At 64.5% G+C, this 13,642-nt stretch carries 8 protein-coding genes; 3 read left to right on the top strand and 5 right to left on the bottom strand.

From position 1 onward, the window contains the following. The first annotated feature begins 61 nt into the window (after positions 1 to 61). Positions 62 to 943, top strand: a complete 882-nt coding sequence (locus LB551_RS02645; protein WP_224658098.1) for an EamA family transporter — start codon at positions 62 to 64, stop codon at positions 941 to 943. A gap of 52 nt (positions 944 to 995) precedes the next feature. Here the strand turns inward: LB551_RS02645 and LB551_RS02650 are convergent, their stop codons facing one another. Then, positions 996 to 5,558 carry an autotransporter outer membrane beta-barrel domain-containing protein gene (locus LB551_RS02650; RefSeq protein WP_224658099.1) on the bottom strand — a complete coding sequence of 1,521 codons (4,563 nt, stop codon included), beginning with the start codon at positions 5,556 to 5,558 and terminating at the stop codon, positions 996 to 998. Between the two features lie 221 nt (positions 5,559 to 5,779). Then, a complete protein-coding gene (locus LB551_RS02655) occupies positions 5,780 to 6,553 on the bottom strand; it encodes a helix-turn-helix transcriptional regulator (RefSeq protein WP_411970924.1) in 774 nt (257 codons plus the stop codon). Between the two features lie 472 nt (positions 6,554 to 7,025). Here LB551_RS02655 and LB551_RS02660 point away from each other — a divergent pair, with 472 nt between their 5' ends. After that, complete coding sequence (locus LB551_RS02660; RefSeq protein WP_224624337.1) at positions 7,026 to 8,075, top strand: helix-turn-helix transcriptional regulator; 1,050 nt, start codon at positions 7,026 to 7,028, stop codon at positions 8,073 to 8,075. A gap of 388 nt (positions 8,076 to 8,463) precedes the next feature. Further along, the gene (locus LB551_RS02665; RefSeq protein ID WP_224658101.1) at positions 8,464 to 9,309 is read left to right on the top strand and encodes a membrane-anchored protein; all 846 of its coding nucleotides are present in this window, start codon (positions 8,464 to 8,466) and stop codon (positions 9,307 to 9,309) included. A gap of 421 nt (positions 9,310 to 9,730) precedes the next feature. On the opposite strand, the gene LB551_RS02670 is transcribed toward LB551_RS02665, so the two are convergent. From LB551_RS02670 to LB551_RS02680, 3 genes are read right to left on the bottom strand one after another with little or no spacing between them, the layout of a single operon-like run. Further along, on the bottom strand, positions 9,731 to 12,028 hold the full coding sequence (locus LB551_RS02670) for a xanthine dehydrogenase family protein molybdopterin-binding subunit (RefSeq protein ID WP_224658102.1): 2,298 nt from the start codon (positions 12,026 to 12,028) through the stop codon (positions 9,731 to 9,733). Beyond that, the gene (locus tag LB551_RS02675; protein WP_224658103.1) at positions 12,025 to 13,008 is read right to left on the bottom strand and encodes an FAD binding domain-containing protein; all 984 of its coding nucleotides are present in this window, start codon (positions 13,006 to 13,008) and stop codon (positions 12,025 to 12,027) included. The genes LB551_RS02670 and LB551_RS02675 overlap by 4 nt, the downstream gene beginning before the upstream one ends. Further along, positions 13,005 to 13,484, bottom strand: coding sequence for a (2Fe-2S)-binding protein (locus LB551_RS02680; RefSeq protein WP_140552266.1), 480 nt, complete (start codon positions 13,482 to 13,484; stop codon positions 13,005 to 13,007). Before LB551_RS02680 ends, LB551_RS02675 begins: the two co-directional genes overlap by 4 nt. Positions 13,485 to 13,642 lie beyond the last annotated feature (158 nt).

Genomic DNA, 13,642 nt, shown 5'->3' on the forward strand with positions numbered 1-13,642 from the left:
CGGTTCGCCCTATCTCCCATGACGCAGCGTTTGCCTGATGGCGCATGGAGGACGGGATCAAGTGACATCGACGCCGGTTGCCAGTCGTGAAGCGGCGCCTTTGCCCGTGATGGCGCTGCTGGGCGCCATGGTGTCGATCCAGATCGGCGCCACCTTCGCCAAGACGCTGTTTCCGGTGATCGGCGCGCAGGGCACGACGACGCTGAGGCTGGTCGTCGGCGCGCTGATGCTGATCGCCGTGCTGCGGCCCTGGCAAATGCGGCCTTCGCGCGCCACCATGCCGTGGCTGGTCGCCTATGGGGTAACGCTGTGCGCGCTAAACCTCCTGTTCTACGCTGCGCTCGCCACTATACCGCTCGGCGTCGCGGTGGCGCTGGAGTTTTCAGGACCGCTGCTGGTGGCGACGCTGACCTCGCGGCGCGCTGGCGACTTTGCCTGGATCGCACTGGCGGTGGCCGGCATCGTGCTGTTGTCACCCTTCATCCGTTCGCTCCAGCCGCTCGATCCGACCGGGGTGATGCTGGCCCTGGCGGCCGGCGGTTTCTGGGCGCTCTACATCGTGCTGGCGCAGAAGGCGGGCGCGGAGCTCGGCACCCGCACCACCGCCTACGGCATGGCGATAGCCGCCGTGCTGGTGCTGCCTTTCGGCGTGGCGCAGGCGGGAACGGGCCTGCTCGCGCCGTCGATCCTGGTCAGTGCCTTGCTCGTAGGCCTGTTCTCGAGCGCGCTGCCGTTCTTTCTGGAGATGGTGGCGTTGACCCGGATGCCGGCCCGCGTCTATGGCACGCTGACCTGCCTGGAACCAGGGCTCGGCGCGCTGGCCGGCTTCCTGTTCCTGCACGAGAGCCTGACCGCGCCGCAACTGGCCGGCATCGCCGCCGTCATCGTCGCGGCCGCCGGCACCGCACTGACGTCGAAGCCGCCCGTGCCATCGCCGGAGTAGGGGCTGGTCAACGTACAGGTTCGTGCTGCAAAGCCGGTTTCGCCACCGTCGTTTAGAACTTCACGCCCAGATCGACCTTCGCGCCCTGGTCGACCGTGCCACTGCCGAACTGGCCGGTATAAGACAGGCCAAGCGTCGCGTTGGCGGCGAGGTGCATATCGAACCCGGCCTCGATCACCGCGGTATCCCTGGCGATCGGCACGCCGGCGATGGTGAATTGATCGCCGCCGGCGAAGGCGAAGGCGGAGGTCGGCGTGACATCGCCGAAGGCGTGACGCCAGCCGAGCATGCCGCGGGCGGTGGCATCGATGCCGCCAAGCGCGAAGTCGGTCGCGCCGCGAAGGCCGAGCGTGGTGAAGCTGGCGTCGGTGTTTGTGCTGGCGCTGGTCAACGCCCCGGCACCACCCGTTTCGGTGAAGCCATCGGTGTGCACGCTGACATAGGCGAGGTTGGCGAAGGGCTCGAAATGGAAGCGACCGGCATCAGCCTTGTAAGCGAGTTCGCCGAACACTTGCGCGGTGCCGGCATCGTAGTCGGCTGATAGTTGATCGGCAAAGCCGTTGAAAGCAACCGAGCGCTTGGTCGAGATACTGCTCCAGCTATAGGCCGCGCCGCTGCGGAAGGCGATGGCACCCCAGTTGGTGCCGCCATAGAGGCCGAGATGATAGCTGTCACCCTTGCCTGATGAATCGCGGTCGTCGGCATCGAAAGAGGAATGGCCGTAACCGCCGATGAGGCCGACACGCCAGCCGCCGACCAAAGTATCGGCGCCGGCCAGCAAACCGTCGGTCGAGCGATCGAAGGCGGCGGCATTGCCGTCGCTGTCGGTGTTGCTCCACGAACCGAACACCTGGCCCCAGACGGCGAAGCGGTCGGTATCGGCCGCCACCATTTCCGCTCCACCCTCGCCATAGGCCATCACCGGCAGCGCCGCCGCCCCGCCATCGCCAAAGGCGGCAGCGATGCGATTGCTGGCCGCGTCGCGGACGAAGCGGCTGTCTTCAAGCAGCATGCCCTTGGCCGAGGCATGGATTTCCCCGGAAAGCTGGTCGAAGGCGTCCTGGGCGGCTTCTTCGCTCGGCAAAGCAAATATGGCATCGAACAGCGGATTGCCGCTGCCAAGACTTTCGGCACCACCGCCGATGGCGATCTGGTTTGGCGTCAGGCCGACCTCGGCGAAGGATTTTGCCTGCGTCGCGTCGAGATAGACATGCGTCGGGTCGTAACTTGCGGAAAGGCCGGTGAACGGGCCTAGGCCGCTGATCGTGTAGGTGCCGGTGACGCCCATATCTGCCTGCAGCACGGTGTAATGCGTGCCCGCCACGTAAGGTGCTGCGTCGGTCTTGATCACGTCGAGGATCGCGCCGGCGGCGATGGTCGCCGTGCCCGTCGCGTGGATGAGATCGGCCTGGCCGGTCGAGGTCAGCTCGACCTGGTAGATCGAGCCCGCCGCCTGGTCGAGATTGCCCGCGACGTTGAGCGTGCCGATCGAATTGCCGGGTGCGATGATGCCGCCCGACCGCGCCATGACACCGCCCACCGTGCCGTTGCCGCCCAAAATGCCGCCGAAGATCGTCACCAGCGAGTTGGCCAGCGAACCATTTACGGCCAGCCGTCCGCCATCCACATTGGTGGCGCCGGTGAAGCCGCTCGAATCGGCGGTAAGGTTCGTCGCGCCGGCGATCTGGTTGATCGTGCCTGCGCCACCGATCGCCGACGCGAAGGTGTAGTTCGTATCGGTGTGGTTGAAGTTGATCGCACCCGCGCCCGGTCCGAACTGGACGCTAGCCGCATTGAGCGTGCCCGCGGCGACCGCTGGCGATCCACGCGCCGCACCGATGTTGAGCGTGCCGACGGAACCCGCCATGGCGGCGATGTTGACCACGCCGCCGCTCGACACCGCGCCGCCATTGGCAATCGTCAGCGTGCCTGTTGCACTAACGCCGACACCGAGATCTCCGCTGCTGGCCCATGTCGAGCCTGTGCCGCTGACTATTGCCGTGCCCACCGCCCCGGCGTCAAAGCCCAGATAGCCAGCAGCGCTGGTGACGGTACCTCCGTTTGAGATCGCCAGCGTGCCGGTGCCGTCTTCGCCGACGGTCAGGTCCGAACTGTTTGCCCAAATCGAGCCGGCACCGTCGACCGCTACCGTGCCTACCGAACCTGCGGCGTAGCCAACCAAGCCCAAGCCATTGCTGACCACGCCGCCGTTCGAAACCGTCACCGTGCCCGTGCCATAGCCCCCGACATAGAGATTCCCGCTGTTCGTCCACTTCGATCCCGCGCCGTCAACCGCAGCCGTGCCGGTCGAACCGGCAACAAAGCCGATATAGCCCCAGCCATCGCTGACCGTGCCGCTGTTCGAGATCGTCAGAGTACCCGTGCTGAAACCGCCTACGAACAGGTCCGAGCTGTTGTTCCAGGCCGAACCCGCACCATCGACCGTTACCGTGCCGATCGAGCCCGACAATGTGCCCACATAGCCTGTGGTATCGCTGACCTTGCCGCCGTTCGAGATATTCAGCGTGCCGGTGCCCTGATCGCCGACGAACAGGTTGGAACTGTTTGTCCAGGTCGATCCCGCGCCGTCAACCGTCACCGTGCCGGCGGAACCTGAATCGAGACCGACGAAGCCCAGGTCACTGCTGACCGCGCCGCCGTTGAGGATGTTCAGTTCGCCGGTGCCGGCGAAGCCGACGATAAGGGCTACGCTGGCCCAGCTCGAGCCTGCACCGTCGACCGTCGCCGTGCCGGTGGAGCCCGCAACGTTGGCCAAAATGCCGTTCTGATTGCTGACCGTGCCCTTGTTCGAAACCGTCAGCATACCTGTGCCCTGATCGCCAACGATCAGGTCCGAACTGTTTGTCCAAATCGAGCCTGCGCCGTCGACCGCTACCGTGCCGATCGAGGCGGCACCGTAGCCGACAAAGCCCGCATCGCTGCTGACTGCGCCGCCGCTCGAGATCGACAGCGTGCCCGTGCCGAGCCCGCCGAGATACAGGTTTCCGCTGCTGTTCCAGGCCGCGCCCGTTCCATCGACGGACACGGCGCCGGTCGAGCCCGCAGAGTTGCCAACATAGGCCCAGGCATTGCTGACGACGCCGCCATTGGCGATTGCCAGAGTGCCGGTGCCGAAATCGCCCACAGTCAGGTTGGAGCTGTTGGTCCAGGTCGAGCCGGCATTTTCGACGAACACGCTGCCGGTCGAACCTGCCTTCGCGCCAATGACCGCCGCGCTGTTCTTGACGACCCCGCCGCTGGAGATCGCCAGAGTGCCGGTGCCGAAATCGCCCACAGCCAGGTTGGAGCTGTTGTTCCAGGTCGAGCCGGCGCCGTCGACGAACGCGAAACCGGTCGAACCTGCCTTCGCGCCGATATTCCCCGAGGCGTTGCTGACCACGCCGCCGCTTCCAACCAAGAGCGTGCCGCTGCCGCTATCGCCAACGAATAGATCCGAGCTGTTGGTCCAGGTCGAGCCGGAACCGGTGACCGTCGCGAAGCCGACAGAGCCCGTCAGCGCGCCGATCGTGCCGATCGCGCTGCTGACCGTGCCGCCGCCCAAGACCGTCAGCGCACCCTGGCCTTGGTCGCCGATGAACAGGTCGGAAGTGTTTGTCCAGGACGATCCGGTACCGTCGACCGCCACCATGCCGGTGGAGCCCGCGGCATAGCCCGCATATCCCACTGAACTGGTGACTTTGCCGCCATTCGTTATCGTCAGCGTGCCGAAACCCGCGTTGCCGACCGCGAGCGCGGCGTTGGCCCAGGTGGAGCCAGCACCATCGATGGTTGCCGTGCCGGTGGAGCCCGCCAGATTGCCCAAAATGCCGCTCAGGTTGCTGACTTTGCCGCCACTCGAAACCGTCAGCGTACCGGTGCCCTGATCGCCGATGAACAGGTGGGAAGCGTTTGTCCAGGTCGAGCCCACGCCGTCGAGCGTGACCGTACCGTTGGAGCCCGCATGCCAACCTATGGTGCCCATGGCATTGTTGACTGCGCCGCCATTGGTGATGTCCAGCGTGCCGTCGCCGAACTCAGCAATATAGAGATCGCCACTGTTGGTCCATGTCGAACCGGGCCCGTTTACGGTCACGGTTCCGGTGCCCTTGCCGTAGCCCACATGACCCACGGTGTCGCTCACGACGCCGCCGTTCGAGATCGTCAAAGTGCCGCTGCTGTTGGTGCCCAAGGCAAGGAAAAGGTCCGAACTGTTGTTCCAGGCGGAGCCTGCTCCAACCACGCTTACCTCGCCGCTTGCGTCCGAAGCGTAGCCGAGATAGCCGGCGGTCCCGGCAAGTATGCCGCCATTCGTAATCCTCAGCGAGCCTGTGTAGCTTGCGATAGTGCCGACAAACAGAGTGTGCGCCGCTGCATTCGCCGCATCGACGACGGCCGGATTCGGGAACGTCGCATCGAGATAAACGTCATCGCCCGACGTCGGAACGGCGGCGGGGTTCCAGTTTCCGGCGGTAAACCAATCCGTGGAGGCCGCACCGGTCCAGATCTCGGCCGCCGTCGCTGCCATCGGCTGGCCGAGCCCGACCAGCGCCGTCGACGTCAGCGCCAGATATTTCCACGCGTTAGCCTTGCGGCCACCAAAACCATTCTGCGGCATCCAAACCCCTGACATGACAGTCGTTTCACCCTGAGGCTGACATGTCATTGGAGCCCGGGCTTGTCTTGGGCAGGGCCGCACTGGGATTGGACTGGAGTGAAAAGCCGTGCCTTTTGCGCGCACTGTGGCAGTTCTGCGCCATCATCGCGCAGGCGCCGCTCCACCGGCCGCTCAAAGAGAGAATCGAACTCCCGCCGGCCGGCCACAGAAAATGCCGCAACTTATCTGGCGCTCGTCGGAGTGTAGCCGAAACGGCGACGGAAGCAGCGATTGAAATACGATACATCGCTGAACCCGCTCGTCATCGCGATATCGCTGACCCGCATGTCGCTGTGTCCCAGCGAGAGCATCCTGTGGGCGCTCTGCAACCGCAGCTCGAGAACGCGCTCGGAGAAGCTCACTCCCGTTTCCTGAAGGAGATCGTGGACGTAGCGCGCCGACAGGCCGAGCTGTTGCGCGACACCTTGAGCGGAAATTCCGGGGTCGGCGAAATCCTCGGCGATGCTTGCCAGGATCGCCTCCAGCCTGGCGGCACGCAGGCCGCGAAGGCCGGCCAATTCGGCAGCCCGACCTTTCGCCCCGGTCACAAGGCCGATCAGGTCCACGATCGTATCCGTCGCATGGGCTATGAGATCGGCCGAGGCGAGCGGGCTGCCGCTTTCAAGAAGCTGGCAATAGCGCTTGAGAAGATCGAGGGCTTCGTTGTCGGCGCCGATCTTCAACCCCAGCCTGTCGTCGATTTGCGGGAAGGCACGCATGAGGACCGCGCGGGGGACGACCACATTGGTCCAGATATTGCGGTCGGCACCGGTCATTTTCAGCGCTTCCGAAGCCGTGACGAGGACGGCTTCTCCCCGACCGACAGCATATTCGCGGCCGACCTGTGCGCCGGACAAGAGGGTGTCGGCGTTGTTGATCAGCAGCAAATAGCCATCATTGTCGTCCTCGGCGATGTTGCTCGCCTTCCTTGTCGCCTGCTTGATCGTTCCGGACATCTGTCCGAGAACCAGTGAACCGACAGCCGTGGCTTCGATTGAGGCCTCGAAGGGCAGGTTTTCCGATATGCCGTACTCCACCGACCATATTTCCGCGACGTGGATGTCCTGCCACAGGGAAAATCGCTCGCGTTCGTTAAGATGCGGTGGCAACCGAGCCGATGAAAACACCGTCTTTCGCGACAATGGAAAACCTCGATAAAGTATCCGCGCTTAAAAAATACCGATCGCCATACTTTCCATCGGCAGAATAACCGGCAACAGTGGCGGCTGGCATCAAGCAATCGAGTTGAATCTTAATCGAGATCAGCCAGGAGTGGCGTCATCCAAAAGTATGACGCCGCAAAATTCTCCGAGGCGAGATCGCAGTGTGTCTGGAGGCGTGGTGGAGAGGCTGAGCAGCGAAGTTCTTGGTTCCATTATCGGCGATATTTACGATTGCGTTTTGAACCCGGAAGGCTGGGCCGGCGTCATGACCCGGATCACGACCGCCATGGATGCGGCCTATACAACCATCGCGCTTGCCAGCACCGCCGACAATCATGGCCGCTTCGCCGCTCAATCGCCTTGGGATCCCGTGCAAATGCGCGTGCTCCAGGATTATGACTTTGACGCAATTCCAGGTCTGAAGACGGCGGTCGTCGGCGATGTCGACACGCCCGTCGCGACGCTGTCGTTGATGAGCGAAGCCGAACTCGGACAGACGGCATTTTTTCAGAATTGGGCCAAGCCACAGGGATTGCGCGAAGCCTGCATCACCAAATTCGTCCACACATCGGACCGGATCGGGCTCATGGGTTGCACCACATGGGCCGACAGGGGGACCATATCCGCCGAAGACCAACATTTCCTGGCGTTGCTCTCGCCGCATCTGCGCCGTGCTTCCCTGATCGGAGACCTGCTCGACCAGGCTCGCGTTACCGCCAGCCTTTACCGCCAGGCGCTCGACAATCTCGCAGTGCCTGTCGTGCTTGCCGGCGCCAACGGAGCAATCCTCCATGCCAATGGCGCTGCCGAACGGATGTTGTCGGCGCAAGGTCCGATTCTTTCCAGGAATGGCCTGCTTCAGGCGCAGAATCCGGCGGTGGCCCGAGCCCTGCTCGAAGCGATCGCCAGTGCGGCGAGCGCGGATGCTTCGCTTGGCGCCCGCGGCATAGGACTGCCGATCTCGGCCTCGGGCCGCCCACCCGCCGTCGCCTATGTGCTGCCGCTGACCGAAGGAACCGCGCGCGCGGCTTTCCGGCCGGCATGCGCGGCTGTCTTCATATCGACCACGACGTCGGCTTCTCCTCTGCCGGAGGCCGTCCTGACCACGCTGTTCGACCTTACGCCCGCGGAGGCGCGGGTCCTGCTGCGGATCGGCAGCGGATTGTCGGCGTCGAAGAGCGCTTTGTCGCTCGGCATCGGCGAAAACACCTTGAAGACACACCTCAATCGAATCTTCGCCAAAACCGGGACGAGACGCCAAGCCGATCTCGTGAAGCTCGTCTCGGACATAGGCACGCCCCTGGCAGCGCATTAAGCGCGTCGAAGCTCATGCGGAACCAGGATTTTTCGCGGCGGCCGTGGCTTTTGCGGGGCATGGCCTTCATGCCCATCGTGTGGGTGGCGCATCGGTAGGCCCATGTGACGGTGGGCATGACGATGACAATGAGGCTTGCCAACTTTTGGGAATCGGTGATGTGGGTGTCCTCGGGGTTGAGGCTCGTGTCTTTGATCTTAAAATGAGCAGCGATGTCGTGCTGCGTCATCCCAAGATCGATCAGGAATTTGATCTTTGCCGCCATCTCCCCGGCACAAGCCGCTTGGCCCGCTCCTGATTTCAGGCTGATCGGATTACAATTTCTCTCGGCCGCCGGAACGCCTTTCTTTTTGACTTCCGGGGAATTGGAAGCCATACGCAAAGGGTGATGCAGCGTGGTTTCTACGCTTCATGGATTTTCAACGGGATTGGCGAGTCGATGAGCTATTCCACGATCAGACGAACGATCAAGGAAGCACTCGTCTACAGATTTTCCCGCCCTCAGCCCCTGTGTCATCCAATGCAGTTCGTGGGCCCGGTGCTCGTCGTCGGTTCCGCCCCTGGATCGAACCGGCCCAAGGGATTCGACGAGAGCTTTTCGGTTCTCACCGTCAACGGTTCACAGTCGGTGGCGAAGAAATGGGGCATCGCCAAGCCTGATGCGACCTTTCTTCAGTTCGCCCAGGTCGAAGGCAAGAACCAGAATGCCGTGGCCGTACGGCGCCTCCTCAATGGCGAACAGACCGGCATTCTGCATGTGCTCCGCTGGCAGTGGGACGAGCAGCGCCTGCGCGATGGCCTTGCGGCATTCCACTATCGCTACGACCAGCTCCGGCTGGTTAACAAGTACCAGCGCATGGCCCTGCACGAAGCGGTCATGGGCACTCGCCACAGCGAGTTGGACAATGCGGGAAAGTTTTCGAACGGCATCACCGCCGTACTCTACGCGTTCAACAGCGGCGCGTCGGCTGTCGTCATCTCCGGCATCAATCCCAGCTCGACCGGCCATGACTACAACGAGCTCGGCTTGAGGAGGCTTCATAGCGACATGGACCGCTCGATCTTGCTGAAGCTTCACAGCCGTGGTGCTAAAATCTTCACGGCCGATCCTGAAGTGGCGGTTTCGACCGGGCTGCCGCTCTGGCAGGGCAACGCCATGTGCGGCGGAAAGGATGTCGGGCTGACCTATACGCCGGATATCTCGGCTACGGGCCGGCAGACGCCCGAGCGGTAATTGGCCGGGCGCGGTCCGATTGGCGGTTGGACGCTATTTCAAAAAGCCTGATGATTGGGTGGAAAGCGAAACTGTCCAGAAGCCCCGCAAGATGTTGATTTGGCTCACTTGATGTATGCCGCTTTCGGCAGTCATTGAGCGCCTGCTTGGGATCGCAGCGATGGTGGCCACGATCAATCATTCGCCGTTGTCAAGGCGTTTGGCGGCAAGACGAATGGTTCATGTGTGGCAACTGCCGTGCCGTTAATGTGGCCGACGAGGGTTGTGCATCGGGTTCGCCTGCGCCGCAAAAGCGTGGCGAGCGACCATGCGTGACCGTCCTTGAGGGGGAGGGTCATGTCGGTAGGGGGGGCTGATACTGGAGATTGGCGAGACGGTCGAGCTGCCAATCCCCTGCGCAGGAGATTGGCAGCTCCAAACCTCAGATCAACTTCTCCAGCGTGATCGGCAAGTCGCGCACGCGCTTGCCGGTGGCGTGGAACACCGCGTTGGCGATCGCAGGCGCCACACCGACGATGGGCAGTTCGCCGACGCCCTTGCCGCCGAGTACCGAGGAGTGCGGGTCGGGGATGCCGACCGAAATCACCTCGATGTCCGGGATGTCGGCATTGGTCGGCACCAGATAGTCGGCGAGGTTGTTGTTGACGATGCGGCCGTGGCGGCGGTCGATGATGCCTTCTTCCAGCAACGCCTGGCCGATCCCCATGATGATGCCGCCCTTCCATTGGCTTTCCGCCAGCTTCGGATTGTAGAGCCGTCCCGAATCCAGCGCCGACACGACGCGCGAGACGCGCACCGTGCCGAAATCCTCGTCGACGCGCACCTCGATGAAATGCGCGCACCAGGAGTGACGGGAATAGTCGCCTTCCGTGTGCGGCAGCGCCATGGCGATGGTGGTGTAGTTCTTGTAGCGGTCCTCGGCGCTCGAGTTGGCCGGCATGGTATCGCCTGTCGCCTCGATGCGGTCGCGGCCGACGCTTTTGAGGAGCTCGGCGATCGACATATCGGGGCCGTCGCCGCGCGGCGAGGCGATGCGGCCATTGGCGACGACCAGCGTGTTGGCCTGCAGCGCATGGAAGGGCGAGCGCGGGTCGCTGATCGCCAGGCCGACAAGCTGGTCGAGCGCCGAGGTGGCGGCCTTGTAGACGGCACCGGTCATGACGCCGGCCAGGCGCGAGCCGCCTGCGACGCCGGCGCGCGGAAAGCGGGAATCGCCCAGCTTCACCACGACGTCGTCGGCCGGCACGCCGACCGTCTCGGCCGCCGTCTGCGCCAGGATGGTGTAGGTGCCCTGGCCCATGTCGATCGAGGAGCTTTCGACCTCGATCGAGCCATCGGCCAGGATGCGCACGATCGCCTCGCCATAGGCGCGCCGCACCGGGTAGGTGCCGGCGGCCACGCCCCAGCCGATCAGCTGGCTGCCGTCGCGCATCGAACGCGGCTCCGGTGTGCGTCTGGCCCAGCCGAAGCGCTCGGCGCCTGTGGCAAAAGCCTCGCGCAACTGTCTGGTGGACCAGGCTTTTTTCACTTCCGGATCCTGCTCGGCATAGTTCCGCAGCCGGATCTCCAACGGGTCGATGCCGACTTCGTAGGCGAGCTCGTCGATGGCGCTTTCGATGCCGAAGGCCGAAGGGTTTTCGCCCGGCGCGCGCATGGCGCCCGGCACCACGGAATTTACCCGCACGACGTTCTGCCGGGACGAAAAGTTCGGCGTCGCGTACATGATCGAGGTAACCGAGGCCAACGGCTCGACCCACATGCCTTCGATCGACGTCTCGTTGACGCCCCGATGCACGATCGACTGGATCTTTCCTTCCGCGTCGGCGCCGAGCGCCACCGTCTGGCGCGTCGCGGCGCGGCCGCCATAACCGGTGAAGGTCTGCGGGCGCGTCATCACCAGGCGCACCGGCCGGCCGAGCATTTTTGCGGCACTCGCGGCAACCGCGCCGTGGCCGAGCGCCAGCGCCTTGGAGCCGAAGCCGCCGCCAATATAGGGCGAGACCAGCCGCACATTCTCGAACGGCACATCGAACCATTCGGCATAGGTGCGCGCCATTCCGTCGAGCCACTGGCTCGGCTCCCAGACAGTGAGCCGGTCGCCCTCCCAGCGGGCGATCAGGCCGTGCGGCTCCATCGGCGCCTGATATTCGCGCGGCGTGTTGTAGGCGGCGCAGATCCGGACGGGAGCGGACGCAAAGGCAGCCTGCGCGTCGCCCCATTCCTTGGTCATGGCCTCGATCGGAATGCCGTCGCCGGCTTTGGCATCGTTGAGGTCGACGATGGCCGGCGTCTCGTCATAGTCGACCTTGACCAGGGCCGCTGCCGCGACCGCCTGCTCGAAGGTTTCCGCGACCACGGCGGCGACATGCTGGCCCGAAAAAGTGATGTCACGCGCCAGCGGGCAATAGGGCTTGTCGGGCGGGGGCGTGCCGAACCAGTCCGACGCGGTTTTCAAGGCGATGATGGTGTCCGGCGTCAGCACTCGCAGCACGCCGGGCGCCGCCTCAGCCTGCGCCGTATCGATGGCGCGCACCTTGCCGGACGCGATCGTGCTGTCGACCAGTACGGCATAGGCCAGGTCTTCGAGCTGCTGTTCGACGGCATATTTGGCCGCGCCGGTGATCTTGGCCGGGCCGTCGACGCGCGACAGCCGGCCTCCGACGGCTTGTGCCAGCACGCCGTCGGAGGCGTCGCCATGTCTTGCGATGTGAACGGTCATGCCGCTTCTCCCAGTTTGAGGATCGCTCTGGCCACCACGCGCGGCGCGAGCTCGATCTTGTAGTAGTTGGCGCCATGGTCGACGGCGCCCTCGACGGCGAGCAGGCTGGCCGCGCGGACAGCCTCAGGCTCCAGCACCTTGCCTTTCAGCGCCTCTTCCACGGCGCGCGCCCGCCAAGGCTTGGTGGCAACGCCGCCGAGCGCGACGCGCAGGTCGCGGACGGTGCGCCCGTCGGCCTCAAGTTCGAGGCCGACGGCGGCACTGGCGGCGGCGAACTCGTAAGACTGCCGGTCGCGGACCTTCATGTAGGTCGAGCGGCGGGCGGCGGCGGATCCGGGGATTTCGATGGCGGTGATCATCTCGCCCGGTTGGATCGCGTGTTCCTTCTGAGGCGTGGTGCCGGGCAGCAGGAAAAAGTCGTCGACCAAGACGCGACGTTCGCCGAGATGGACCACCGCATCGAAGGCGACCAGCGCGGTGGCGAGGTCGCCGGGATACGTGGCGATGCAGGCCTCGCTGGTGCCGAGCACCGCATGGCCCCTGGTGACGCCGCCGATCGCCGAACAGCCGCTGCCGGGCTCGCGCTTGTTGCAGGCGGCAAAATTCGAGGGATCGCGGAAATAGGGGCAGCGTGTGCGCTGCATCAGATTGCCGCCGACGGTTGCCATGTTGCGGAGCTGCGCCGAAGCCGCCTGCCACAACGCCTCCGAGACGGCGGGAAAGCCACCCTTGATGCCGGCATGGTCGGCGACATGGCTCATCCTGGCGAGCGCGCCGATGACGGCGCCGCGCTCGTCGATCTCGATGGTATCGAGCCCCTTGAGATGGGTGATGTCCACCAGGCTATCGGGCTCGGCGACGCCGCATTTGGCGAGGTCGATCAGTGTCGTGCCGCCGGCCAGCAGCATGGCGCCGGGCAGGGCGGCCGCCTGGCGTGCGGCGTCGACCGATGTGGCGCGAAGATAGGAAAAATCCCTCATGACGCGGCCTCCAGCGCTGCCTGGCGCACGGCGGCGACGATGTGCGGATAGGCGCCGCAGCGGCAGAGATTGCCGGCCATGTATTCGCGGATCTCGTCATCGGAGCCGGCATGGCCTTCGCGGATGCAGGCGACCGCCGACATGATCTGCCCCGATGTGCAATAGCCGCACTGGAAGGCGTCCTGATCGAGGAAGGCAGCCTGCACGGGATGCAGTTCGCCCTCCCGTGCAAGCCCCTCTATGGTGGTGACGGTGCGGCCTTCGGCCTGTGCCGCCAGCGTCAGGCAAGCCAGCACGCGCTCGCCGTCGACATGCACGGTGCAGGCGCCGCACTGGCCGTGGTCGCAGCCCTTCTTGGTGCCTGTCAGGCCGAGGCGGTCGCGCAAGGCGTCGAGCAGCGTGACGCGCGGTTCGAGGTCCAGCGTATGCGGCTGGCCGTTGATATCGAGATGGACGGGGATTGTGGTGTTCGTCATGGGCGTCTGGCTCCAGTTGCTTGACGCTGAGGGAAATGAAGTGGTGTCGGGGCGGGGAAGGGCAAGGCCGGAGGCGGAGCAGCGGAGAGCGCGATCTTCCTCGCAAGAGGTGAGATTGGCAGCTTTGCGGTCACGGCCACTCTCCAGCGAATATCGGC

The organism is Mesorhizobium sp. BR1-1-2, assembly GCF_020165435.1.
Lineage (GTDB): Bacteria > Pseudomonadota > Alphaproteobacteria > Rhizobiales > Rhizobiaceae > Mesorhizobium.